The 23,373-nt window shown below is 65.9% G+C and carries 20 protein-coding genes; 15 read left to right on the top strand and 5 right to left on the bottom strand.

All coding sequences use genetic code 11. The annotated features are described in order from the left end of the window. The first annotated feature begins 15 nt into the window (after positions 1-15). From cheA to ACGI6K_RS10885, 6 genes are all read left to right on the top strand, one after another. Positions 16-2,109, top strand: a complete 2,094-nt coding sequence (cheA, locus tag ACGI6K_RS10910; RefSeq protein ID WP_376943639.1) for a chemotaxis protein CheA — start codon at positions 16-18, stop codon at positions 2,107-2,109. Then, positions 2,106-2,606 carry a chemotaxis protein CheW gene (locus ACGI6K_RS10905; protein ID WP_376943641.1) on the top strand — a complete coding sequence of 167 codons (501 nt, stop codon included), beginning with the start codon at positions 2,106-2,108 and terminating at the stop codon, positions 2,604-2,606. The genes cheA and ACGI6K_RS10905 overlap by 4 nt, the downstream gene beginning before the upstream one ends. 341 nt (positions 2,607-2,947) lie before the next feature. Continuing rightward, positions 2,948-4,549, top strand: coding sequence for a methyl-accepting chemotaxis protein (locus ACGI6K_RS10900; protein ID WP_376943643.1), 1,602 nt, complete (start codon positions 2,948-2,950; stop codon positions 4,547-4,549). 84 nt (positions 4,550-4,633) lie between these two features. Beyond that, positions 4,634-6,367, top strand: a complete 1,734-nt coding sequence (locus tag ACGI6K_RS10895; protein WP_376943645.1) for a methyl-accepting chemotaxis protein — start codon at positions 4,634-4,636, stop codon at positions 6,365-6,367. Positions 6,368-6,590: 223 nt separating this feature from the next. Continuing rightward, positions 6,591-8,270, top strand: a complete 1,680-nt coding sequence (locus ACGI6K_RS10890) for a methyl-accepting chemotaxis protein (RefSeq protein ID WP_376943647.1) — start codon at positions 6,591-6,593, stop codon at positions 8,268-8,270. Next, a complete protein-coding gene (locus ACGI6K_RS10885) occupies positions 8,267-9,130 on the top strand; it encodes a CheR family methyltransferase (RefSeq protein WP_376943649.1) in 864 nt (287 codons plus the stop codon). Before ACGI6K_RS10890 ends, ACGI6K_RS10885 begins: the two co-directional genes overlap by 4 nt. Positions 9,131-9,498: 368 nt before the next feature. On the opposite strand, the gene ACGI6K_RS10880 is transcribed toward ACGI6K_RS10885, so the two are convergent. Next, positions 9,499-9,792 carry a hypothetical protein gene (locus ACGI6K_RS10880; protein WP_376943651.1) on the bottom strand — a complete coding sequence of 98 codons (294 nt, stop codon included), beginning with the start codon at positions 9,790-9,792 and terminating at the stop codon, positions 9,499-9,501. 29 nt (positions 9,793-9,821) lie between these two features. Next, positions 9,822-10,238, bottom strand: a complete 417-nt coding sequence (locus ACGI6K_RS10875) for a transcriptional regulator (protein WP_376943653.1) — start codon at positions 10,236-10,238, stop codon at positions 9,822-9,824. Positions 10,239-10,332: 94 nt separating this feature from the next. On the opposite strand from ACGI6K_RS10875, the gene ACGI6K_RS10870 reads away from it, so the two are divergent. The 4 genes from ACGI6K_RS10870 to ACGI6K_RS10855 all read left to right on the top strand — a co-directional run bounded on the left by ACGI6K_RS10870 (position 10,333) and on the right by ACGI6K_RS10855 (position 12,335). After that, complete coding sequence (locus tag ACGI6K_RS10870; RefSeq protein WP_376943655.1) at positions 10,333-10,806, top strand: hypothetical protein; 474 nt, start codon at positions 10,333-10,335, stop codon at positions 10,804-10,806. Positions 10,807-10,839: 33 nt separating this feature from the next. Next, a complete protein-coding gene (locus ACGI6K_RS10865) occupies positions 10,840-11,535 on the top strand; it encodes a DNA methyltransferase (protein ID WP_376943745.1) in 696 nt (231 codons plus the stop codon). A 176-nt stretch (positions 11,536-11,711) separates the two neighbouring features. Continuing rightward, the gene (locus tag ACGI6K_RS10860; protein WP_376943657.1) at positions 11,712-11,885 is read left to right on the top strand and encodes a hypothetical protein; all 174 of its coding nucleotides are present in this window, start codon (positions 11,712-11,714) and stop codon (positions 11,883-11,885) included. Beyond that, on the top strand, positions 11,886-12,335 hold the full coding sequence (locus ACGI6K_RS10855; RefSeq protein ID WP_376943659.1) for a hypothetical protein: 450 nt from the start codon (positions 11,886-11,888) through the stop codon (positions 12,333-12,335). A 4-nt stretch (positions 12,336-12,339) separates the two neighbouring features. On the opposite strand, the gene ACGI6K_RS10850 is transcribed toward ACGI6K_RS10855, so the two are convergent. Next, positions 12,340-13,035, bottom strand: a complete 696-nt coding sequence (locus tag ACGI6K_RS10850; RefSeq protein ID WP_376943661.1) for a mobilization protein — start codon at positions 13,033-13,035, stop codon at positions 12,340-12,342. A gap of 335 nt (positions 13,036-13,370) precedes the next feature. Here ACGI6K_RS10850 and ACGI6K_RS10845 point away from each other — a divergent pair, with 335 nt between their 5' ends. From ACGI6K_RS10845 to ACGI6K_RS10830, 4 genes are all read left to right on the top strand, one after another. Next, positions 13,371-14,009: a cation transporter gene (locus ACGI6K_RS10845; RefSeq protein WP_376943663.1), complete on the top strand. Its 639-nt coding sequence runs from the start codon at positions 13,371-13,373 to the stop codon at positions 14,007-14,009. A gap of 218 nt (positions 14,010-14,227) precedes the next feature. After that, entirely contained in the window at positions 14,228-16,852 is a 2,625-nt protein-coding gene (locus tag ACGI6K_RS10840; RefSeq protein WP_376943665.1) for an ATP-binding protein, read from the top strand. Continuing rightward, positions 16,849-17,547: a response regulator gene (locus tag ACGI6K_RS10835; RefSeq protein WP_376943667.1), complete on the top strand. Its 699-nt coding sequence runs from the start codon at positions 16,849-16,851 to the stop codon at positions 17,545-17,547. Before ACGI6K_RS10840 ends, ACGI6K_RS10835 begins: the two co-directional genes overlap by 4 nt. A gap of 58 nt (positions 17,548-17,605) precedes the next feature. Then, positions 17,606-19,504, top strand: coding sequence for a potassium transporter Kup (locus ACGI6K_RS10830; protein ID WP_376943669.1), 1,899 nt, complete (start codon positions 17,606-17,608; stop codon positions 19,502-19,504). 431 nt (positions 19,505-19,935) lie between these two features. Here ACGI6K_RS10830 and nfsB read toward each other — a convergent pair whose 3' ends face one another. Together nfsB and acuI are read right to left on the bottom strand one after the other, a co-directional pair. Continuing rightward, positions 19,936-20,589, bottom strand: a complete 654-nt coding sequence (gene nfsB, locus ACGI6K_RS10825; RefSeq protein ID WP_376943671.1) for an oxygen-insensitive NAD(P)H nitroreductase — start codon at positions 20,587-20,589, stop codon at positions 19,936-19,938. Positions 20,590-20,943: 354 nt separating this feature from the next. Further along, on the bottom strand, positions 20,944-21,930 hold the full coding sequence (acuI, locus tag ACGI6K_RS10820) for an acrylyl-CoA reductase (NADPH) (RefSeq protein WP_376943673.1): 987 nt from the start codon (positions 21,928-21,930) through the stop codon (positions 20,944-20,946). Between the two features lie 549 nt (positions 21,931-22,479). Here acuI and ACGI6K_RS10815 point away from each other — a divergent pair. Then, positions 22,480-23,334 carry a GNAT family N-acetyltransferase gene (locus ACGI6K_RS10815; protein WP_376943675.1) on the top strand — a complete coding sequence of 285 codons (855 nt, stop codon included), beginning with the start codon at positions 22,480-22,482 and terminating at the stop codon, positions 23,332-23,334. Positions 23,335-23,373: the final 39 nt, after the last annotated feature.

Genomic DNA, 23,373 nt, shown 5'->3' with positions numbered 1-23,373 from the left:
AGCCAAGGTGCTTGCATGGATATCACCGATTTCTACGACACCTTCTTCGAGGAGGCCGCAGAACTGCTGGAGGATATGGAACGTCATCTGCTCGAGTTGGATATCGATGCTCCCGATCCCGAGCAGCTCAACGCCATCTTCCGCGCCGCCCACTCCATCAAGGGCGGCGCCGGCACCTTCGGCTTCGACGTCCTACAACGGACTACCCACATCTTCGAGAACATTCTCGATCACCTGCGCCGTGGCGAGCTGAAGCTGCGCCGCGATATCGTCGACACCTTCCTGGAAACCAAGGACATGCTGCAAGATCAGCTGGCCGCCTATCGAAATAGCAGCGAGCCCGACCCCGAGGCATTTGCGCGCATCTGTCAGACCCTGCAGCAGATGGCTTTGGAGGAGCTCGGCGAGCCGGGGCCGGAAGTGGCGGTGCCGGCCCCGACCGCCGCGCCGGCACCGCCAGCCGAGCCCGAGCCGGAAGCGGCGCGAGCCCCGGCGGGCGAGGGTACGGGGGGGCTGCGCGTGACGCTGCTCGGCGTCGCCGAGAAGGACCGCGAGCTGCTGATCGAGGAGCTCAAGCATTTCGGCAGTATCCTCGGCCAGAATGGCGATGTCCGGCGCTACGAAGTGGAGCTGGCCACCGGCGAGAGCGCCGACGATATCGAGGCGGTGCTGTGCTTCGTGGTCGAGCCCGAACAACTGGAGATCCAGGCGCTCGCCGCCGCTCCCGAGGCGCCGCCGAAGGCAGCGGTCGGTGTCCCCGAGAGCGAGGCCGTGGCGCCGTCCCCTCCCGCCGGGGAAAACAAGGCGCCGGCCGCACCTGCGCCGACTCAGGCCGTTTCCCCGACGCAGCCGACGCCTGCCGCCAAGGCGCCTGCCGGCAACAACAGCGAGTCCACCTCCCTACGTGTGCCGGTGGCCAAGGTCGACCAGATCATCAACCTGGTGGGCGAACTGGTGATCACCCAGTCGATGCTCGACCAGATGCTCGGCCGGCTGGACGGCGCCATGCACAGCGAACTGGTCAACGGTATCGCCCTCCTGCAGCGCAACGCCCGCGACCTGCAGGAGGCGGTGATGTCCATCCGCATGGTGCCGATGGATTTCGTGTTCAGCCGTTTTCCGCGCCAAGTCCACGACCTGGCGGCCAAGCTGGGCAAGGAGGTCGAGCTGGTCACCGTGGGCAAGTCTACCGAACTGGACAAGAGCCTGGTGGAGCGCATCGTCGACCCCTTGAACCACCTGGTGCGCAACAGCCTCGACCACGGCATCGAGCCGCCGGACGTACGCGAAGCCGCAGGCAAACCGCGCAGCGGGCGCCTAACCCTGTCGGCGCGGCATCAGGGCGGCAACATCCTGATCGACGTCATCGACGACGGCGCCGGCCTCAACCGCGACAAGCTGCTGGCCAAGGCACGCAGCAACGGTCTGGCGGTTTCCGACGGCATGAGCGACGACGAGGTCTGGCAACTGATCTTCGCCCCCGGCTTTTCCACCGCCGAGGTGGTCAGCGACGTATCCGGACGGGGCGTCGGCATGGACGTGGTCAAGCGCAACATCCAGTCGCTCGGCGGGCACGTGCAGATCCTCTCGCGCCAGGGCCAGGGCACCACTACCCGCATTGTCCTGCCGCTGACCCTGGCGATTCTCGACGGCATGTCGATCCGTGCCGGCGAGGAGATCTTCATCTTGCCGCTGAACGCCGTGATCGAGTCGTTGCAACCGTGCAGCGAGGACATCTATGCAATGGCCGGCACCGACCACTTGCTCAAGGTGCGCGACGAGTACCTACCGCTGCTGCCGCTGTACCAGGTCTTCGGAATTCCCGGCGCACGCACCCGGCCCAGCGAATGCATCGCCGTGATCGTACAGGGCGAGGGCACCCGCTGCGCCCTGCTGGTGGACGAACTGGTCGGCCAGCAGCAGGTGGTGGTGAAGAACCTAGAAACCAATTACCGCAAGGTACCGGGCGTCTCCGCCGCGACCATCCTCGGCGATGGCAGCGTCTCGCTGATTCTCGACATCACCGATTTGCAACGCCTCAACCGCAGACAGAGCGCCGCCCGCCAAGAGCGTGCGGCCGTGACCGAACAGGAGCCAATGCCGTCATGACTTCCCCCAAGCAAGCCAATCTGGTGGCCACCGTGGCCGATACCCATACCCGCGAATTCCTAGTGTTCTCGCTGGGCAGCGAGGAATATGCCATCGACATCCTCAAGGCCCAGGAAATCCGCAGCTACGAGAACGTCACGCGGATCGCCAACACCCCGAACTTCATCAAGGGGGTGACCAACCTGCGCGGCGTGATCGTGCCGATTGTCGACTTGCGGGTCAAGTTTCACTTCGAGCGCGTCGAGTACGGCGGGCAGACGGTGGTCATCGTGGTCAACGTCGAGGGGCGTGTCGTCGGCGTGGTGGTCGACGGCGTGTCCGACGTGATCAGCCTGTCCCCCGAGCAGATCAAGCCGGCGCCCGAATTCAGCCTGTCGCTGTCCTCCGATTATCTCAGCGGCCTGGCGAGCATCGGCGAGCGCATGCTGGTGTTGGTCGACATCGACAAGCTGCTGACCAGCGAAGAAATGGCCCTGGTGGAGAAGACCGTGGCCTGACGCGGACGCACGGGCTCGCGGTGGCGCGTCGGCGCCGCTCGTGGGGCCCGCCTTGCGAGGGCTTCGGCTGTTTGCCGGCAAGGGGCGCGCGGGCTCATCCGCGCTCATTGGCGAAGTCCTGACTATCGCCAATGAATTCGTTCCAAACGCGCTATCGACCCCACTTCCCGGCTTCTCGACCAGGGAAGCGTGCAAGTCCTTGCCAGGACCGGTTGCGAAGGCCTCATTTTAAGTTTGTCCACCATTTGCCGATAAGACTGGAGAAGGCTCCCTTGGCGGGGAGGGCTGGCAATAGCATCTCGAAACTCGATAACCATAAGAACTCAGTAAAGGAGAGATGAATGGGCAGTCCGACTACGAGTCAGAAGCTCTGGGGGACCCTGGTAGCCGCCTGGCTGGCGATGCTGGTGCTGGAGATCATGGCGGCTTGGATCATGCGCGGCACGATATTCGAGGAGCGCCGGGCCAAGGTCGAGAGCCAGGTCGAAATCGCGCTTTCGGCGCTGGGGGATGTCGTCGCACAGGTCGAGCGCGGGGCCATGAGCCGCGAGGAAGGGCAGACGCGTGCGGCCCAACTGGTCAAAAGCATGCGTTACGACGACGGGCGCGGCTATTTCTTCGTGTTCGATGCCAACATGCGCAACATCGCCAATCCGGTCATCGAGACGGGCGCCGAGTTGTCGGAGTTCAAGGATGCCAGCGGGCGCAACCTATTCATCGATCTCGCCAACGCGGTGGACCAGGGGCGGGGGCGCGCCTATTTCGACTACCTCTGGCGCCACGGTGGTACCGGCGAGCTGGAGAGCAAAAGCTCGTTCATCCGCCTTTTCGAGCCCTGGGGCTGGTATGTCGGAAGCGGCATCTACATCGCCGATATTGACAAGATGTTCGTCAAGCGCCTGATCCAATCGCTGGTCGGCCTGCTGCTGGCCGGTGCCGTGGTGTCGCTGGCGATGGGCTGGGTCATCCGCGATCTCATGCGCAATCTCGGCGGCGATCCGCGCTATGCGGTGGAGGTCGTGGGCCACATCGCCGACGGCGATCTGACTCATGCCCCTGTGTTGCGTCCCGGCGACAGCGACAGCGTGCTGGCTCACACCAACCGCATGCGCGAAGCTCTCGCCGACATCATCGGCAACATAGGCGGCAGCGCCCGCCAAGTCGAGGCCGAGGCCGAAGCGATCGGCGCCGGCAACGCCGAACTGGCCGCACGTACCGAGCAGCAGGCGGCGGCCTTGGCCGAAACCGCTTCGACCATGGAGCAACTGACCGCCACCGTGCGGCAGAACGCTGAGAACGCCGGCCGGGCTAGCGCCCTGGCGGAGAACTGCGCGGCGAGCGCGCACAAGGGCGGCGAGGCCATGCAGTCGGTGGTCGACATCATGGCCGCCATCCAGGTCAGCGCCGAGCGGATGTCGAGCATCGTCGATACTATCGATTCGATCGCTTTCCAGACCAACATCCTGGCGCTGAACGCCTCGGTGGAGGCGGCGCGCGCCGGCGAGCAAGGCCGTGGCTTCGCGGTGGTGGCCGGCGAGGTGCGCAATCTGGCCAGCCGCAGCGCCGAGGCGGCCCGCGAGATCAAGGGCCTGATTGACGGCGCCGGTGGCCAGGTGCAGGCGGGCAACCAGCAGGTGCGCCGGACCGGCGAACTCATCCAGGCCATGGTCGCCGATATCGGCCAGCTCAACAGGCTGATCGGCGAGATTTCCTCGGCCTCCGCCGAGCAGAGCAGCGGAATCGAGCAGGTCAACCTGGCCGTAGCGCAGATGGATCACATGACCCAGCGCAACGCCCGCATGGTTCAGGACAGCGCCCAGGCGGCGCAGCGTCTGGCCCGCCAGAGTGTTCAGCTTAACCGGCATATGGTGCGCTTCGTCATCAAGGCCTCCCAAGGCGATCCGCGGAGGCGGAAACGCTCCGCCGGCGAACATCACCAATAGGACGAGGCGAAGGCCGAAACGGTCTGGAGCTGATCGTCTGGACGAGACACTCTCAATGTGGGCAGGCCGCAAAGGAAGGATGAGTTGAAATTACTGAACAACATGACGGTACGTCTCAGTTGGATACTGATACTGGCATTTTTCAGTACGGTGGTGGTGGCCCTGGGCGCGCTGGGCCTTTACTCGGTTCACTATGCCGAGCGCAGCCAGGAGCAGTTGCTCGACCTTGGTCGGCAGCAACAGGAGGATCTGCGCCGGATCGTCGGCTTGCAGGGTATCGCCTTCCGGCTGCAGGAGCTGCAGCAAGCGCTGGGCGACGAGCAGAGCCGCCTAGGGAAGGCGCTGCAGCGCGAGCAGGCGCAGCCCGGCGACACCCAGGCTCCGCCGGCCCATCAGGTGGACAAGGCCCTGTTGGACGAGCGCCTGAACAGGCTGCAGGCGGCTTTAGCGGCCTTCGTCGCCCCGCCGCATGCCGCCGGCCACGAGGCACGACTGAAGGCTTTGCAGGAGCGTTTCGCCAGCCTGCTCGACAATGGCCTGCGCCCGCAGTTGCAGGAACTGGTCCGGCGCAACCCGGCAGTTGCCGCCGAACATGGCAAGGCAGCCGGGATATACGGCGCGGCCTTCCTGGCCGACCTGGAGAAACTGGGGCAGGCGCTGGCCGGCGGCGAGCGGATGACTCAGGGCGAGGGCGCTTGGATCGAGACGGCGATCGAGTGGGCCATCTATGCGGCCCTGTTCGTCTCCGTGCTGACCGTCGCCATCGTGCTCTGGGGCGTCACGGCCAATGTGCTGCGTCCGCTGCAGCGAGTGGTGGAGCACTGCGAGCGGATCGCCGCCGGCGATCTGGCCAGCCGTATCGAGGTGTACAGCACCAACGAGATCGGCAAGCTGTTCACGGCCCTGGCCGACATCCAGCAGCGCCTGGCGCAGACCTTGAGTACCGTGCGTCACAGCAGTCGCCTGATCCACGAGGGGGCCCAGGCGATCGCCGAAGGCAGCCGCAGCCTCTCGACCCGCACGGTGCAGCAGTCCGCCTCGCTGGAAAATACCGCCTCCAGCATGGAGCAACTGACCTCCACGGTCGCCCAGAACGCCGACAACCCCTACCAGGCCAATGCCCTGGCCGACAATGCCGCCGAGGTGGCCAGGCGCGGCGGCACCCTGGTCTCCGAGGTGGTCAGCACCATGGGCCGGATCAGCGACAGCTCGCACAAGGTGGCGGAAACTATCAAGCTGATCGATTCGATCACCTTCCAGACCAATATCCTCGCGCTGAACGCTTCGGTGGAGGCGGCGCGTGTCGGCGAGGTGCGCAATCCGGCCAGCCGCAGCGCCGAGGCCTCGAAGGATATCCGTGACCTGATCAGCGCCTCGGTCGACCAGGTGGATGCCGGCAGCAAGCTGGTCGAACAGGCCGGCGGCGCCATGCAGGAGATCGTCGAGTCGGTGCAGAAAATGGCTGACATCATGGACGAAATTTCCGCCGCGTCCCGCGAGCAGAGCAACGGCATCTCCCTGGTCGACAAGGCGGTGCTGGAAATGGATGCCGTGACCCAGCAGAACGCCAATCTGGTCAAGGAGACCAATCAGGCGGCGGACCAGTTGGTCAGCGAGGCCCACCGCCTGCGCGAAGTCGTGGATGGCTTTCGCATCGACACGGAGCCGGGTTTCTCCGCGTCGCGGAAAAAGGACGGCTCCTGGGCGCAGCGTCAATTCAAGCATGCCAAGCGTGAAGTGGCTCAGAAGGAGCTGTCGGCTACCGTGCGACAGGAGCGTACCTCTTCCGAGGCCGACGACGGCTGGCAGACCTTCTGATGCGACCTGCGGGAGCGGATTCGTCCGCGACGGGCGGCGGAGGACAGAGGCATCGCGGGCAAACTCGTTTCCACGGGCCGCGTCTGTCCCGTAGGCGCCTACTCGCTGGCGAGCGATGCCCTGCCGGGCGCATCGATCGTCGGCAGGGACTCGGTGTCTCCCAGGTTCATGGACGGTTCGCCAAAACGGATAATTGAAAGCTTCACGACACCGGAAAGAATTCATGCGAAACAACGGCGGCGTCAGTGGACGCGAGTACGAACTGCAGAAAGACGATTTTCTGATTTCGCGGACGGACCTGCAGGGACGAATCACCTATGCCAATCCGGCATTCGTCAAGGTCAGCAGGTTTCGCCATGAAGAACTGATGGGGGCTTTGCACAACCTGGTCCGGCATCCGGACATGCCGGCCATCGCCTTCGCCAACCTGTGGGAAACGATCGGCAAGGGGCTGAGTTGGAACGGCATCGTTAAGAATCGCCGCAAGAACGGCGATTACTACTGGGTTCGGGCGAATGTCACTCCCTATTACGAAGGCGAGCGGCTGGTCGGTTATACCTCGGTGCGCACCAGGGCCTCGCGCAAGGAAGTGGAGGTCGCCGAGCAGGCCTACCGGAGCATCCGCGAGGGGCGCGGCAGACACCTCGGCCTGCTGCGCGGAAAGCATGTCCCCGCTCTGCAGACCGAAATAGCCGAGCATGCCGCTGGCCAGCAGCATTTCGCCGGTCGAGACGATCAGTTCCAGTTGCATGGACAAAGAGCCCAGTTGCAGACGTTCGAGCAGGCCGCGCCGCACATAGCCCTGGTGGAGACACTGTTGCGGTTCCAGTTGGGGCTGGTCGCCGCGGGGATGCTGTGGCTAGTCCTGCTGGCGTGGATGACCGTCCGCACGTTGGACCGTCCGCTGCAGGCCGCCATCGGCTTCATCGCCCAGCTGGCGGCCGGCAACCTCATGATGCGCATAGCCGACTACGGCAATGGCGAAATGGGCCAGATGACGCAGATGCTGGAGACCATGCGCAAGAGCCTGGTCAGCATCTCGGCGGATGTGAGCGGCAGCGTCGATACCCTCATCCAGTCCGCGCAGACGATCGCCAGGGACAACCTGGACCTGCATTTGCGCACCGAGCAACAGGCGGCTTCCCTGCAGGAAACCGCGGCCGGCATGGAGCAGCTCACCGTCACCGTGGAGCGGAACGCCGCCAACGCCCGCCAGGCCAGCCGACTGGTCGAGGACGCGGCCGGAGCGGTGCGCGAAAGCGGCCAGGTGATGGGGCAGGTGGTGGATACCATGGGCATCATCACCGCCACCTCGCACAGGATGATCGAGATCATCGATGTGATCGACTCGATCGCCTTCCAGACCAACATCCTGGCGCTGAACGCCTCGGTGGAGGCGGCGCGTGCCGGCGAGCAGGGCCGTGGCTTCGCGTTGGTGGCCGGCGAGGTACGCAACCTGGCCAGCCGTTCGGCGGAGGCTGCCCGGCAGATCCGTACCCTGATCGACGACTCCTCGCAGCAGATCGTGCAGGGCGAGCGCCTGGTACGACAGGCCGAACGGACTAGCGCAGAAATCGTGACGGCAGTCGCCTGGGTCAACGGCATCATCAGGTTGATCGCCACGGCCTCCGCCGAGCAGAACGGCGGCATCGCCCAGGCTGGCCAGGCCGTAACGCGGATGGACGAGATGAGCCGGCGCAATGCCCGCCTGGTGGAGTCGGTGGTACAGCAGGTCGCCCATCTGGAGACCCAGGCGGTGCAGGTGCAGCGTGCGATTTCCATGTTCCGTGTGACTGGCTCGGCAGCGGCGTTCGATCCGCGTTTGCCGGCCGGGTCCGACGAGGGCGAAGAGCGGCCCTACAAGCGACGGTTGGCTATGGGCCGGAAGAGGAAGACATCTTGAACATCCCCGCATCACTATCCCCGAACGATCCTTTGGGGCGCGATCTGGTGCTGACCGATGCAGACTTCGAACGCATCTGCCAGTTGATCTATCAGCGTGCCGGGATCGTCCTGGCCGCCAACAAGCGCGAAATGGTCTATGGTCGCCTGGCCAAGCGCTTGCGCCTGCACGGCATCAGTCATTTCTCGGAGTACCTGGAGCGTCTGGCCCGGCAGCCCGCGGCGCGGGAGTGGGAGGCCTTCACCAATGCGTTGACCACCAACCTCACGGCTTTCTTCCGCGAGCCGCACCATTTCCCGCTGCTCGCCAAGCATGTAGCCGGCCGCCGCGAACCGGTGAGGGTCTGGTGCGCCGCGGCTTCCACCGGCGAGGAGCCGTATTCGATCGCCATGACCCTGATCGAGGCGCTCGGGCCTCAGCAGGCTAGCCAGGCGCGGATCGTCGCCAGCGACATCGACACCGACGCGCTGGCCAAGGCGCGTACCGGCGTCTATCCGCTCAAGCAAGTCGTGGACCTGGACGAGCAGCGCATCAAGCGCTTTTTCCTCCGGGGCAGCGGCGGGTCGGAAGGATTTGCCAGGGTACGCCCGGAACTGGTGAACATGATCGACTTCCGGCAGATCAACCTGCACGCGCCGCACTGGGACCTCGGCGGCCCCTTCGATGCGATCTTCTGCCGGAACATCATGATCTATTTCGACAAGACGAGTCAGGCGCGCATCCTCAAGCGCTTCGTTCCTTATCTGAAGGAAGACGGTCTGCTGTTCACCGGGCACTCGGAAAACTTCACCTACCTCTGCGACGACTTCAAGTTGCGCGGGCAGACGGTCTACACCCTCGCTCACAAGCCTGGGCGTTGACAGCGTTTCTCGGGGGCGATGTCGATCTCTTTCTGTCGGGCACAGGAGAGGGGCCGGGCGATCGCATGAAAAGTCCATCCGCCGGAGCGTGTCGGGCGGTGCATGCTCGAAATGTTGCCGGGGCGTCGCCGTTTCCGGAGATTTCGTCGCTCGCCTGGTTGCGTCGAAAGCGGGGATGTTCCGCGAGTCCGTCGTCGCGTGGGCAGCGGCGTCGGGGCTGAGCCGCTCCGCGCTCCTTTCCGGGCAGCGGCCGGCGCCCTAGGAAGGACCGCGGCGTCTGCCGGGAGCGACAACAGTCGGTGCCCATCGGGACCCGCTTCAGAAATGCCGCCCCGCGCCGCGCGAGTTGTCGAAATGCGGCAGAGCAGCTACCAATTCCCGCGTGTAGCTATGCCGGGGGCGGTGGAGGTGTAGAAACCCAGCGCTAGCGCTTCGTCGCTGGTGTGCCGCTGGATGGCGGCCAGTTTCGCATGGCGTGCCTGCGGGGCCGGCTCGCGGTGCGCCTCGACGATGGCTTCTTGCAGTTGCGTGCCGGGCGGGAAGTTCCGTTCATGGACGGTGGATTGGGCCGCTGCAGCGCCGCATTGGCGAGCTGGCGCGGCGGGAGGCTTTCGGCTGTCGGCGGCGGCCGGACAGCGTTCGCTGGGAGCGGATCGACCCATGCTCGACGGCGACCCGCCTCGCCGACTTTTCAGCCGGGGGTTTCCTCGCCGGGCGGCTTGCTGCAGGCCTTGGCGAAGGTCAGGATGACTTCGCGCACAACCTTGCGCTGTTCGACGGGCAGGCTCAGATAGGCCTGCAGCACCTCGCGTTCCTCGCCCTTGAGGGCGATTTCCCAGCGGCCGCGGTTTTCCTGGATTTTCTGCACCGCCTGTTCGCCGAAACGCAGCACCTGCGGCTCGACGCCTAGCCAGTCGGCCAATACCTGCAGCTTGTCCTGTTCTGGCAGCGAGTCGCCGCGTAGCCAGCGGCGCACAGCCTGGAAGGTGAGGGGACGGCCCAGATAGCGCAGATTGAACTCGCGCTCCAGCACGGAGGGGCGGGGCTCGTAACCCGCGGCGAGCATGGCGGTTTTCAGGCGTTCAGCGAACAGGGCTTTTTCGTTCATACGCCTGAATTTGAAGCTTCAGTTCAATTCTCGGTTGAACAGTGGTTTTTGGTTGTGCTGAATTGTTGGTTCAAGTCGATTGAACCGAACTGCCATGTCCAGATCCCTGCTCGAACAACTCCCCGAAATCGTCGCCCGCGGGCGACAGGTCGCCGAAAGAATCCTGGAAAGCCTCGAAAGCCGCCACCGCGTCGGCCTGCAGACCCGCGAATGGGGGCTGCCGTCGAAGGATGCCAGGGAAGCCGATTGGATTCGTGCCGATCTGCGCCAGGACGCCCTGGCCTCGGTGCAAGGCGGTCTGTTCGGCGAGGTGCGCCTGTCGTTCGGCAATGCCGCCGCGCCGGACCGGACGCCCTGGCGCAACCGCCTGATCTACGGCGACAACCTGCTGGCCATGGCCGCGCTGCTGGCCGGCGACTCGCCGAGCGGCATGCCCGCTCGGCGCGGCGGAATCGATCTGATCTATATCGATCCGCCATTCGACTCCAGGGCCGACTACCGCATCAGGGTCAACTTGCCCGGCGTGGAACTGGAACAGCGGCCGACGGTGCTGGAACAGTTCGCCTAATGCGACACCTGGAGCGACGGCACCGCCTCCTACCTGGAAATGCTCGTCCCCAGGCTGATCCTGATGCGCGAACTGCTGAGCAAGAGCGGCTCGATCTGCATCCACATCGGCATGCAGGTGAGCCACTACGTGAAAGCCGTGGCCGACGAGATTTTCGGCAAAGCCAATTTCAACACCGAAATCGTGTGGTCCTACGGAGCCCCGAGCGGTGGCAGGGCCGCCGGGAACAAGATGGTGAAGGCGCACGAATACCTGCTGTGGTATGTGAAAAACTACGGGGAGCATTTCCACCGCAAGGAGTACCTGCCTTATTCGGAAAAATACATCGAAAACCGCTTCATCGAGGTCGACGGGCATGGCAGGGGGTATCGGACCAGGGAACGGGAGAAAGGTTGCTTCGAACGCCAGTATCCGGACGAGAGCAAGGGCGTTCCGCTTTCCACGGTGTGGACGGACGTCAAGCAGCTTTACGCCCATCACTACATCAAGCGGAAAAACCAGGAGACCGGCTACGACACGCAGAAACCCGAGGACCTCCTCGAACGGGTGATCAACTCGGCTTGTCCCGAGAACGGCTTGGTCGCCAATTTCTTTGGCGATTCGGGCACCACCGCCGCTGTCACGGAACGGCTCGGCCGCCGCTGGATCACCATCATGCGCAAGCGGCTGATCGACCGGAACGCCCGGCCGTTCCTCTATCCGGCTACAACGATCTGCTCGGGCGCCTGACCCGGCGCATCGGCCAGCCACTGCCCAGGGGCAATAGGATCGCCGCCCATGTGGCCAAGCCCTATCTGCAGGCGAACACCGCCGAACTCGCCGGTTGGATCGATCGCTATATCAAGGAGCGCCTGTTCGGCCGGCCGTTCGAGCCACTGGCCGACGAGAACTGACGCCTGCTGCTGTTGCAGCCGGTGCTGGAATACATCGTCCGGGTCTTCGCCCTGGCCCTGGTGGAGAGCGAACAGCTCCAGCCGCAGGGCGAACCGGACGTGAAGCACCGTTACCTGTCGGGAGTGGCGAAGCTGACGATGCGGGGGCAGCATTCGCAAGCGGTGAACAAATGCATCTACGAATGATTGGGCTGGCCGGCGCGCAACGGCGGCTTGGAGCGCTGCTTCATCCAGTGGGCCTGCGTGGACGCCAGTATTCTGGCCCTCTGCAGGATCAGCGAGAACCGCCATACCTTCGCGCATTTGCGCTATGTACGGCAGGACGGCTTGCCGGCGTTCTACTGTCCGGACTTTCTGCTGCGCACCAGCGACGCCCTTTATCTGGTGGAAACCAAGGCGCGGAAGGATGTGAATCGCCCAGACGTGCAGCACAAGCTGAAGGCCGCGCAGACCTGGTGCGAGCGGATCGATGTCTTGCTGCTCGAACAGCGCCAAGCGCTGTCCCGGCATCACGTGTTACTGGGTGAAAGCCTGTTCCACGACTGGCGCGTCAAGGGGGCCAGCCTGGCGGAGCTGTTGCGCTTCGGCAGGAGCTGGCCCGTTGCTGCTATCGAGCGGCAGAGTCGTCTGTTCTGAGGGCTCAGACCTGTGCCGCGTCGATCTCCCGGTAGGCGTGTTCCAGCCAGACCTTCAGCCGCTGCCGCTCCAGCAGGTTCAAGGTGTCGGAGCCGGCATCGGCGCGGTTCCGCGCTGCCCAGAAGCTGTAGCCGTTGCGGTCGATCTTGTTCATCAGCGGCGGATGCAGGCGCTTCAGGCCGACGACGGTGGCGTTCAGGTCCTGTGCGCGCTGCTGCGCCTCGGAGTTGTCCAGGGCCACGAATTCGCCGTCGCGCACCTGGTTGCGCACCAGCACGTAGTCGAGGCGGGCGCCGAACTGGTCGAGCAGCCGCTCGAGCAGATTCACCGAGTCCTGGCCCGAGTCCATGACGTTCCAGTAGCGGATGGCGATGCCCAGCTCGGCGGCCAGTTCTAGCACGCCCGACTCCTCCATCCACTGGCTGAGCGGCTGGTGGGTTTGCGCGGCGAGATCGACGAGAATGCGCCGTTCCGGCTGCTCGCTGGCGGTTTCGAGAATGGCGTCCAGGCTCTGGTAGCTGTCGATGACGGTGGGGGAGGCGTAGTCGCCGTAGTAGCGCAGCAGGGCACCGTGGGAACGGTCGGTATCGAAGCCGATGAACGGCAGGTCGCGGTCGATCATGTACTGGGCCAGCAATCGGGCCACCACCGATTTGCCCACGCCACCCTTTTCGCCGCCCACCAGATGAATGATCGCCATGTATTCCTCCTGAATTGAATTGGTCGCACCGAGAAAATGTCTGCAGAGTTTGACGCCTCTTCATGACCAATGGATAACGCTTCGGTTCCGGCGTTCGCGGATTTAGCCACCATCGGGGCGGCGCCAGGCAGAAGCATTGCGAACGGGTTCGCTTCCGGCGATCCCGTTTTCCCGGCAAGACCTTGAAAAGGGCGAGGGTTGCCGGCACCCGTTTCGCGACGGTAACGCACCGTTCGCGCGGGATGCCGTCGTCGCCGGCCGGGATGGCAGCCCCTTGACCCTGAAGCCGCTACAGGGTGTGCAATCTCCAGAACATTCATTCGGAGAAGAAATCCATGTCCGGTTGCTGCACGTCCTGTTCGTCCACGCCCACGGCCGACCCGCGTTTTCGCCGGGCCTTGTGGCTGGCCCTGTTCATCAACCTGGCGATGTTCGCCCTGGAGATCGGCGCCGGAATCAAGGCCGGCTCGGTGTCGCTGCTGGCGGATGCCGTAGACTTCGCCGGCGATGCGGCCAACTACGGTATTTCCTTGGCCGTGCTGGCCATGGGCTTGACTTGGCGGGCGCGGGCGGCGCTGGTCAAGGGGCTCAGCATGGCGGCATTCGGTATTTTCGTAGTGGCCAAGGCCGGCTGGGAGGCCTTCGTCGGCATTCCGCCCGAGCCGCTGACTATGGGCGTGGTCGCCGTCCTGGCGCTGCTCGCCAACGCCGGCGTAGCGCTGATGCTCTATGCCTTCCGCGACGGCGACGCCAACATGCGTTCGGTCTGGCTGTGCAGCCGCAACGACGCCATCGGCAACCTGGCGGTGATGTTCGCCGCCGCCGGCGTGTTCAGTACCGGCTCGGGCTGGCCGGACTTGCTGGTGGCATTACTGATGGGCGGCCTGGCGCTCAGCGCGGGCGTCGCCGTGGTGCGCCAGGCACGCCAGGAACTGAAGCCGGCGGTCGTCCAGGTGCCGACGCAGATCCTTTGAAGCGCCCCTGTCGTGCATGAGCACGCCCTGTGCGATCCGGAACGCTGGCGGAAAGCCGGCAACGGGCGCCCAGGCGGCGCGGCGAGGATCTCCCGGCGCGTCGGCCAGGCTGACGGGCGCCGGGAAAAACGGTCACGCCGGTTTTTACGGCTTCTTTACGGCAACGCCTCGGCAAACTGGCAATACTGGCGGCCAATTCGATCTACCCTTGCCTGCATATGACCCATGCCATGAACGAAGCCCGCGATGTTCCCGAGCGGACGGCCGCGCAGTCCAGCCACGGCGAAGGGAGTGGTCGGCTCAGGCGCGGACGGCTGAGAATCTATTTCGGCGCGGCGCCCGGAGTAGGCAAGACCCTGGCTATGCTCCAGGCCGCCACGGAACTGCTGCGCCAGGGCGTCGAACTGCGGGTTGGCAGCCTCGACTGCGCCGACGATACCACCCGCGGCGAGTTGCGGATGCGGCTCGCCGCGCTGCCGGGCGGCCGGGACGTGGCCGGCGAACTGGACCTCGATGCGCTGCTGGCACGTCCGCCGGCCCTGCTGCTGGTCGATCGCTTGGCGCGCGCCAATCCGCCCGGCAGCCGCCATGCCCAGCGCTGGCAGGATGTGCAGGAATTGTTGGCTGCCGGCATCGATGTCCATGCCACCCTCGACGTGTCGCACCTGGAAAGCCTGAAGAACCGGGTCGAAGCCCTGACCGGCCAGCCGGTGACCGAAACGCTGCCCGACTGGCTGCTGGAGGAGGCTCACGAGGTGCTGCTGATCGACTGCCTGCCGGGCGAACTGCGGGACTTCGCGCCGACCACCCTGGCCGCGCTGCGCGCCCTTGCCCTACAGGTGGTGGCTGGGCGCGCCGACAGCGAGGTGCAACGCCACTACCGGCCTTCCGGGCGCGAGGCGCCTGCCGTACTCGGTCGCCTGCTGGTGGCGGTGGACGGCGACGAGCAGTCCGAACAGTTGGTGCGCCATGCCAGCCAGGTGGCGCGGCGACGCCAGTTGCCCTGGACGCTGGTCCATGTGGACGATGGCCGCGCGCGCGGCGAGGAGTCCCGCCGCCTGCTGCAGGCGGCTCAGCGGCTGGCCGAGCGCCTGGGCGGCGAAGTGGTCGGTTTGCTCGGCGATGAGGTCGCCGATACCCTGCTGCGCCACGCCCGCGAGCGCTGCGCCAGCGTGTTGCTGGTTGGCGGCCATCGCCGCCGCTGGTTCGGCAGGGGCGTGGTCGAGCGCCTGCTGCGCAGGGCGCGCGGCCTGGAGATCGGCGTGCTAGCCGCCGAAGAGGCGGTTTCCGCGCCGTCGTTCGCCGTGCGTGGCTTCGTCGGCGGTCCGCTCGACTATGCCCTGGCACTGTTCGCCACGCTGCTGGCCAGCGTCGTGGCCTGGGCCTTCTCACGGATGCTGGCGCTACAGAACATTTCCCTGGTGTTTTTCGCCGCCGTCCTGCTGGTCGCCGTGCGCAGCGGCTTCGGCCCCGCGCTGTGCTGCGCGCTGCTGTCCTTCTTCGCCTACGACCTGCTGTTCATTGCGCCGACCTTTTCGCTGATCGTGGCGCATCGGGTGGATGTGCTGAGCCTGCTGTTCTTCCTGCTCATGTCCGCGCTGACCGGCAACCTGGCGACCCGCCAACGCCGGCGGATGCAGGCGCTGCGCGAGACCCAGGCGGAAACCGCGGCGTTGCTCGAGCTGACCCGCAAGCTGAGCGCCGCCACCGACCGGCGCGCGGTGCTGGCCGCCGCCGTGGAGCAGTTCGCCGCTTGGCGCGATCTCGACGTCTGCCTGCTCGGCCCCGATGGCGCCGGCGCTCTGCGGGTCGAGGCGGGCGTCGTCGGCGAGCTCGGCAAAAGCGAGCGGGCCACCGCCGAATGGGTCTGGCAGCACGAATTGCCGGCCGGCCTCGGTACCGACACCTTGCCCGACGGCCGCTGGTGGTGGTGGCCGCTGTCCGGCGAGCGCGGCCCCCTGGCTCTACTCGGCATCGCCCCGCGGGACGGCCGGCCGCTGCCAGCATCCCGCCGCCACCGGCTGGTCGCCCTCTGTCAGCCGCTGGCCCAGGCCTTGGCGCGCGCGCAACTGGCCGAGGAACTGCAGGCTGCCCGGCTGCGCGGGGAGACCGAGCAGTTGCGCAGCGCCCTGCTGGCTTCGGTGTCCCACGATCTGCGCACGCCGCTCACCGTCATGCACGGCGCCATCGACAGCCTGCTGACCCTGGACGGGCAGATCGCCGTCGCCGACCGCCGCGAGCTGCTGGAAAGTACCCGCGATGAGGCCGAGCGGCTCGACCGCTATATCCAGAATCTGCTGGACATGACCCGCCTCGGCCACGGCGGTCTCAAGCTGGAGCGCGACTGGGTAGTGCCGGCGGACATCGTCGCCAGCTCCCTGCAGCGCCTGCGCCCGGTGCTGGCGTCCTTCCGCCTGCAGACGCGCATCGCCGGGGAACTGCCGCTGCTGCATGTGCACGCGGCGCTGATCGAACAGGCGCTGGTCAACGTCCTGGAAAACGCCGCGCGCTTCTCGCCGCCCGGCGGCCGCTTGCGGGTGGTGGTCGACAGCGACGGCGGCGAACTGCGCCTGTCGGTGAGCGACCAGGGACCCGGCATCCCGCCAGCGGAACGGGAACAGATCTTCGACATGTTCTATACCGCGGCTCGTGGCGACCGCGGCGGCCCCGGCACCGGCCTGGGCCTGGCGATCTGCCAGGGCATTCTCGGCGCCCATGGCGGGCGGGTGACGGTGGGCGAGGGGTTGGACGGGCAGGGCGCCACCCTGACCCTGCATTTGCCGTTGCAGCCGCAGCCGCCGGGCGAGAGCGATCGCGACGACGAGGCGCCGGTCCTGCCATGAGCGGTACGCAGCAAAGCATCCTGGTGATCGACGACGAGGCGCAGATCCGCAAGTTCCTGCGCATCAGCCTCGTCGCCCACGGTTACCGGGTACTGGAGGCCGGCTGCGGTCGCGAAGGATTGACATTGGCGGCCGAGGCGCGGCCCGATCTGCTGGTACTCGATCTGGGGCTGCCGGACATGGACGGCAAGGAACTGCTCGCCGAACTGCGGCGCGACTCCCAGGTACCGGTGCTGGTGCTTTCGGTACGTGCCGGCGACGGCGAGAAGGTGTTGGCGCTGGACGGCGGCGCCAACGACTACGTGACCAAGCCCTTCAGCATCCGCGAACTGCTCGCCCGGGTGCGCGTGCTGCTGCGCCGGCCGGCTCCGCCCGGACAGGGGCCGGGCACGCTGAACTGCGGCCCGCTGGTGATGGATCTGGACAACCGGCGGGTCGAGCTCGACGGCCGGGAAATCGCCCTGACGCGCAAGGAGTACGACGTGCTGGCCATGCTCGCCCGCCATCCGGGGCGCATCGTCACCCAGCAGCAGTTGCTCAGGGATATCTGGGGGCCGACCCATGTCGAGGACAGCCATTACCTGCGGGTGGTGGTCGGTCACCTGCGCCAGAAGCTCGGCGACGATCCCGCCGATCCCCGTTTCATCGTCACCGAGGCGGGCATCGGCTACCGCCTGCGCGAGCAGGCCCCGTGAGCCGCCGCCTGTTTTCCTGTCCGGGCCGGGCAGGCAGTCATTGTCCAGGAGTGCATTCATGAGCGAACTCGCGCTGCAGTCGAACCACCGGCCTCAGGCCTCATCCGGGCTGGGTCTGCTGGTCGCCGCCACCGGCGTGGTCTACGGCGACATTGGTACCAGCCCGTTGTATACCCTGAAGGAAGTGTTCGCCGGTCATTACGGGGTGCGGGCCGACTACGACGGGGTACTCGGCGTTCTGTCGCTGATTTTCTGGTCGCTGATCTGGGTGGTGTCGCTCAAGTACGTGTCGTTCATCCTGCGCGCCGACAACGATGGCGAGGGCGGTGCGATGGCGCTGACCGCCCTGGCCCGCGGCGCCACCGCCGCTTACCCGCGCCTGAGCCGGGCGCTGGTGCTGCTCGGTCTGTTCGGCGTCGCGCTGTTCTATGGCGACAGCGTGATCACGCCGGCGATTTCAGTGCTGTCGGCGGTCGAGGGCCTGGAGCTCGCCTTCGCGGGGCTGGAGCAGTGGGTGATTCCCCTGGCGCTTGCGGTGCTGATCGCCCTGTTCCTGATCCAGCGGCACGGCACGGCGCGTATCGGCACCCTTTTCGGCCCGGTGATGGTCGTCTGGTTCGCCGTGCTCGGCCTGCTCGGCCTGTACGGCATCCTGCAGCAGCCCGAAGTGTTGCTGGCGCTCAATCCCTGGTGGGCGGCGAACTTCTTCATCGTCCATCCGGGGCTCGGCGTGGCCATCCTCGGCGCGGTGGTGCTGGCGTTGACCGGCGCCGAGGCGCTGTATGCCGACATGGGCCACTTCGGTCGCCGGCCCATCGCCCGCGCCTGGTTCCTGCTGGTGCTGCCGGGACTGGTGCTCAACTATTTCGGCCAGGGCGCGCTGCTGCTGGCGGACCCGGAGGCGGCGCGCAACCCCTTCTATCTGCTGGCGCCCGGCTGGGCCTTGCTGCCGATGATCGTGCTTGCCACCCTGGCCACCATCATCGCCTCCCAGGCAGTGATTTCCGGCGCTTTCTCCCTGACCCGCCAGGCGATTCAGCTCGGCTATGTGCCGCGCATGCAGGTCCAGCACACTTCCAGCGCGGAGGAGGGGCAGGTCTACATCGGCGTGGTCAACTGGATACTGATGGTCGGCGTAGTGCTGCTGGTGCTCGGCTTCGGCTCGTCCGGGGCGCTGGCCTCGGCCTACGGCGTGGCGGTGACCGGCACCATGCTGATCACCACCCTGCTGGTGGCGGCGGTAATGCTGCTTTTGTGGAAGATGCCGCGTTGGCTGGCGATCCCGCTGTTGCTGGGTTTTTTGCTGGTCGACAGCCTGTTCTTCGCCGCCAACGTGCCGAAGATCTTCCAGGGCGGGGCCTTCCCGGTGATCGCCGGAATCGGTTTGTTTATCTTGATGACCACCTGGAAACGCGGCAAGGAAACCCTGATCGAATGCCTGGGGGAAAGTGCCTTGCCGTTGCCGGCCTTCATCGACAGCGTGCGTCTGCAGCCACCCCATCGGGTACAGGGCACCGCGGTGTTCCTCGCCGCCCGGGCCGATGTGGTGCCCCATGCGTTGCTGCACAACCTGCTGCACAACCAGGTGCTGCACGAACGGGTAGTGCTGCTCACGGTGGTTTCCGAGGACACGCCGCGCGTGCCGCAAGACAAGTGCTTCCAGGTCTACAGCTACGGCGAGGGCTTCTACCGGGTGGCACTGCACTTTGGCTTCATGGAGGAGCCAGACATTCCCCACGCCCTGCGCCTGAGCCACCTGGAGAACCTCGATTTCAGCCCCATGCGCACCACCTACTTCCTCAGCCGGGAAACCCTCATCCCGACCCGGGGCATCGGCATGGTCTACTGGCGCGAGGCCCTGTTCGTGTTCATGCAGAAGAACGCCAACAGCAGCATGCGCTACTTCCAGTTGCCGGCGAACCGGGTGATCGAGCTGGGGACGCAGGTGGAGATTTAGAGAGTTGCCATGACTGCGCGCGGTGTTTCCTTGCGGTCCGGCCCAGGACGTGGCGGCGTGGCGCGCCGGGGGATGGCCATGGCCGGAAGGTTCCGTTGTGGAAAGGTATCGGCTGCCTTGCCCGATCTTTCCGCTCCTTCGAGCATAGACGAAACCGGAGCGGCTCAGGGCGTTTCATCAATTGCTTCCCGCGTTGCGCCGGAAACGGGGTCATGCGGCGTTGCAGCCTTTGACAATGGAATGACCATTGCTTGCAGGCTGCGCCTTGCCGAACGCGGCCCGGCCTGGCCCCATTTCCGGCGGCAACGCAACCGGGGGAAACAGTTGATGACACGCCCAAGGTCCGCCACGGGATGGCGCCCGCCTCGGTTTCCGGTCGAATAGCGGCCGTCGCGCCCGACGAGTGCGGTCGCGACGGCCGGGGGAGGTGCTTATAGGAAGGTGAAGATGTCTTCGGCCGGCAGGCGCGACTTCGGCAGCTTGGCGTTGAAGTCGTCTTCGCTGCGATAGCCCAGGCTGACGATCACCACGCTGGTGAAGCCGCGCTCGCGCAGGCCCAGTTCCTCATCGAGCCTGTGGAAGTCGAAGCCCTCGATAGGTGTGGCGTCCACACCCGAGGCGGCGGCGCCGAGCAGCAGGGTGCCGAGGGCCAGATAGACTTGCTTCTCCATCCAGTGCTGCAGGTCCTTGCGGTCGTAGCGGTGCAAGTTGACGTAGGAGCTGCGCACGTTGCCCTGGCCGGCCTTGCCTTCCGGGGTGGCGTAGCGGCCGTCGAGGTCTTCCTGGTTGAGTACGGCCTTGAGATGGGCTGCGTCCAGGTCGGTGCGGGCGCAGAGCACCACGACGTGGGAGGCGTTGAGGATCTTCGCCTCGTTGTAGGCGTAGCCATCCTGGGTCGCCTTGGCGATGCGGGCCTTGCCCTCGTCGCTGGCGGCGATGACATGATGCCAGGGTTGCGAATTCACCGAGGACGGGCTGTAGCGCAGCAGGGTCTGCAACTCTTCCATGATGTTGGCGGGCACCTTGCGGTTGGGGTCGTAGGCCTTGGTGGTGTAGCGGGTCCTGGCGGCGTTGGCGATGCTCAAGGTTCGTTCTCCTGTCGATGATTTCCTGGGCTGTTTCCACCCGCGCTCCGGGGCGGCGGGCGGCTGGGTGGATGTTCGGCCGTGCGGCTTTCAATGAAAAGCAGCAAAATCGGCCAACACCTTCAACCTTCACACCGAGAGTGAAAATGATCCGCCTGGAGGACCTCGTCCTGTCCGTCCATTCCGCCGCCCTCGGCAGCTTTTCCGCCGTGGCTCGGGAGGTCGACCTGTGCACGCCCTGCTCAGGAGCCGCTTCGCCGAACGGAGCGAGCGGCTGCGGCGCCGGGTTCCGGCAGTCTGAACGGGATGCGCCCTTGACGCCCTCTCGCCGAGGAGGAGGGGGCAATTGCGGACTCAGCGATTCACATTGACCACGACCCGCCCGCGCACCTTGCCGGCGAGCAGTTCGCTGGCCGCGGGGATGGCTTCGCCTAGGCCGATCCCGGTGGTGATCTCGTCCAGCAGCGACAGGTCGAGGTCGCGGGCCAGGCGTTCCCAGGCGACGATGCGGTCCGCGCGGGAGCGCATCACGCTGTCGATACCGGCCAGGGTGACGCCGCGCAGGATGAAGGGCGCCATCGTGGCCGGGAAGTCCATGCCCTGGGCCAGGCCGCAGGCGGCGACGGTGCCGCCGTAGCGGGTCGCGGCGCAAGCGTTGGCCAGGGTATGGCTGCCCACCGAGTCGATCACCCCGGCCCAGCGCTCCTTGGCCAGCGGCCGGCCGGGCTCGGAGAGGCCGGCACGGTCGAGGATCTCGCCGGCGCCGAGCTTCTTCAGGTAGTCGGCCTGTTCCGGGCGGCCGGTGGAGGCCACCACCCGATAGCCGAGGCGGGCGAGCAAGGCGATGGCAACGCCGCCGACCCCGCCGTTGGCGCCGGTGACCAGGATCTCGCCCTGCTCGGGCGTCACGCCGTGGCGCTCCAGGGCTAGCACCGACAGCATCGCGGTGTAGCCGGCGGTGCCGACGGCCATCGCCTGGCGGGCCGTGAAACCCTGGGGCAGGGGGATCAGCCAGCGGCCGTCCAGGCGCGCCTTCTGCGCCAACCCGCCCCAGTGGTTCTCGCCGACGCCCCAGCCGTTGAGCAGAACCGCATCGCCGACCTCGAAATCTGGGTTGGCGCTGGCTTCCACCGTACCCGCCAGGTCGATCCCCGGCACCATCGGAAACTTGCGCACCACCGGGCCCTTGCCAGTGATGGCCAGCGCATCCTTGTAATTGAGCGTGCTGTAGTCCACCCGCACGGTCACGTCACCCTCGGGCAGTTGCGCCTCGTCCAGAATGGCGCTGCGGGCGCGGTAACCGGCCGCGTCGTCCTTTTCGATCAGGATCGCTTCGAACATGCACCGTCTCCTTTTTAGACGAGTCGTTTATTTCTGGTCGAAAAATATGCCAGGACCTGAGTAAGCGGGCCAGGCCCTGTCCAGTAGTCGTTCCCTGGGGGTGCTGCGAGCGCTACGGCAGCAGGTTATAGACCGATCGTCTCGAATGAAAAATCGAGCCGCTTGGCCTGGTTTGGAGGTGTATCGGCCAGGATGACGATGAAGGCGCCGGTCGGACCGACGAACCGCATCCGGCCGACTTGGAGGCCTTTCCCATTTTTCCTGAAATCGGAAATTAAGAAGAGGGATAAAACTTCACCCGAGAAAGACCGTAGATGAAATACCAAGTCATCAGGAACGACAGCTCCGGGCCAGTGTGCGGCCTCTGGGAGCGGCGATGGGGACGGGAGGCCGGGCCGCTCGGGGCCGGCTTCGTCGGGTGGGGGGGAGGAAAACCGGAGCGTGCTGCGAAAACGTGCGGGACGCTCTTCGGTGAAGGCGGTTGTCCCTGTACTACGCTTTCCCTGTCGCAGTCGCCCGCACCGGTTGTGGGTGGCTCGGGAGGAAGGCATGCAACAGGAAACCTATGAAATCGCCACCATGAGTCGCCGCGAAATCGATCTGGCGATCGACTGGGCAGCCAACGAGGGTTGGAATCCGGGCATTCACGATGCGCAGTGCTTTCATGCGGTCGACCCGGACGGCTTTCTGATCGGGCTCTTGAACGACGAGCCGGTCGCCACGGTTTCGGCGGTTCGCTATGACGATTCTTTCGGTTTCATCGGTCTTTACATCGTCAGGCCGGAATACCGGGGCTGCGGATACGGTTCGCGCATCCTCGGCGCCGCAACCGAGCGTCTCGCCGGATGCAACATCGGGCTCGATGGCGTGGTGGGCCAGCAGGAGCATTACCGCAGGCTCGGTTTCCGGCTGGCCTACCGCAACGTGCGCTACGAGGGCTGGGGCCCCGGCGGCGTTTCCGCGGACTCCGGCGAATGCGTCGAACTGACCGCCTTGCCCTTCGACCGGGTCGAGGCCTATGACCGGGCCTTCTTCCCGGCACCGCGGACCCGTTTCCTCGAACGCTGGATCGCCCAGCTCGACGCCAGGGCGCTGGGCGTCCTGCTGGAGGGGCGTCTCGCTGGCTACGGTGTCCGCCGCAAGTGCCTCTCCGGCCACAAGATCGGTCCTCTGTTCGCCGATACGCCGGCGCTGGCGCAAGCGCTCCTGGTGGGGCTGCGCGCGGGCCTCGCGGAGGCGGAGCCGTTCTATCTGGATGTGCCGGAAGTCAACCGGGCGGCGCTCGGGCTAGCCGAGCGGCACGGCATGCGCATCGTCTTCGAGACGGCGCGGATGTATACGGGAGCTGATCCGGCGCTGTCGCTGGAGCGGCTGTACGGGGTAACGACCTTCGAACTGGGCTGAGTGTCGCGCCCCATTCGGCGCTATCTCGCCGGCTAGCTG

It is taken from the genome of Azorhizophilus paspali, from assembly GCF_043587585.2.
GTDB classification, from domain to species: Bacteria; Pseudomonadota; Gammaproteobacteria; order Pseudomonadales; family Pseudomonadaceae; genus Azotobacter; species Azotobacter paspali.
Note: the sequence above shows the minus strand (reverse complement) of the source record. Positions and strands in the feature narration are given on the sequence as shown.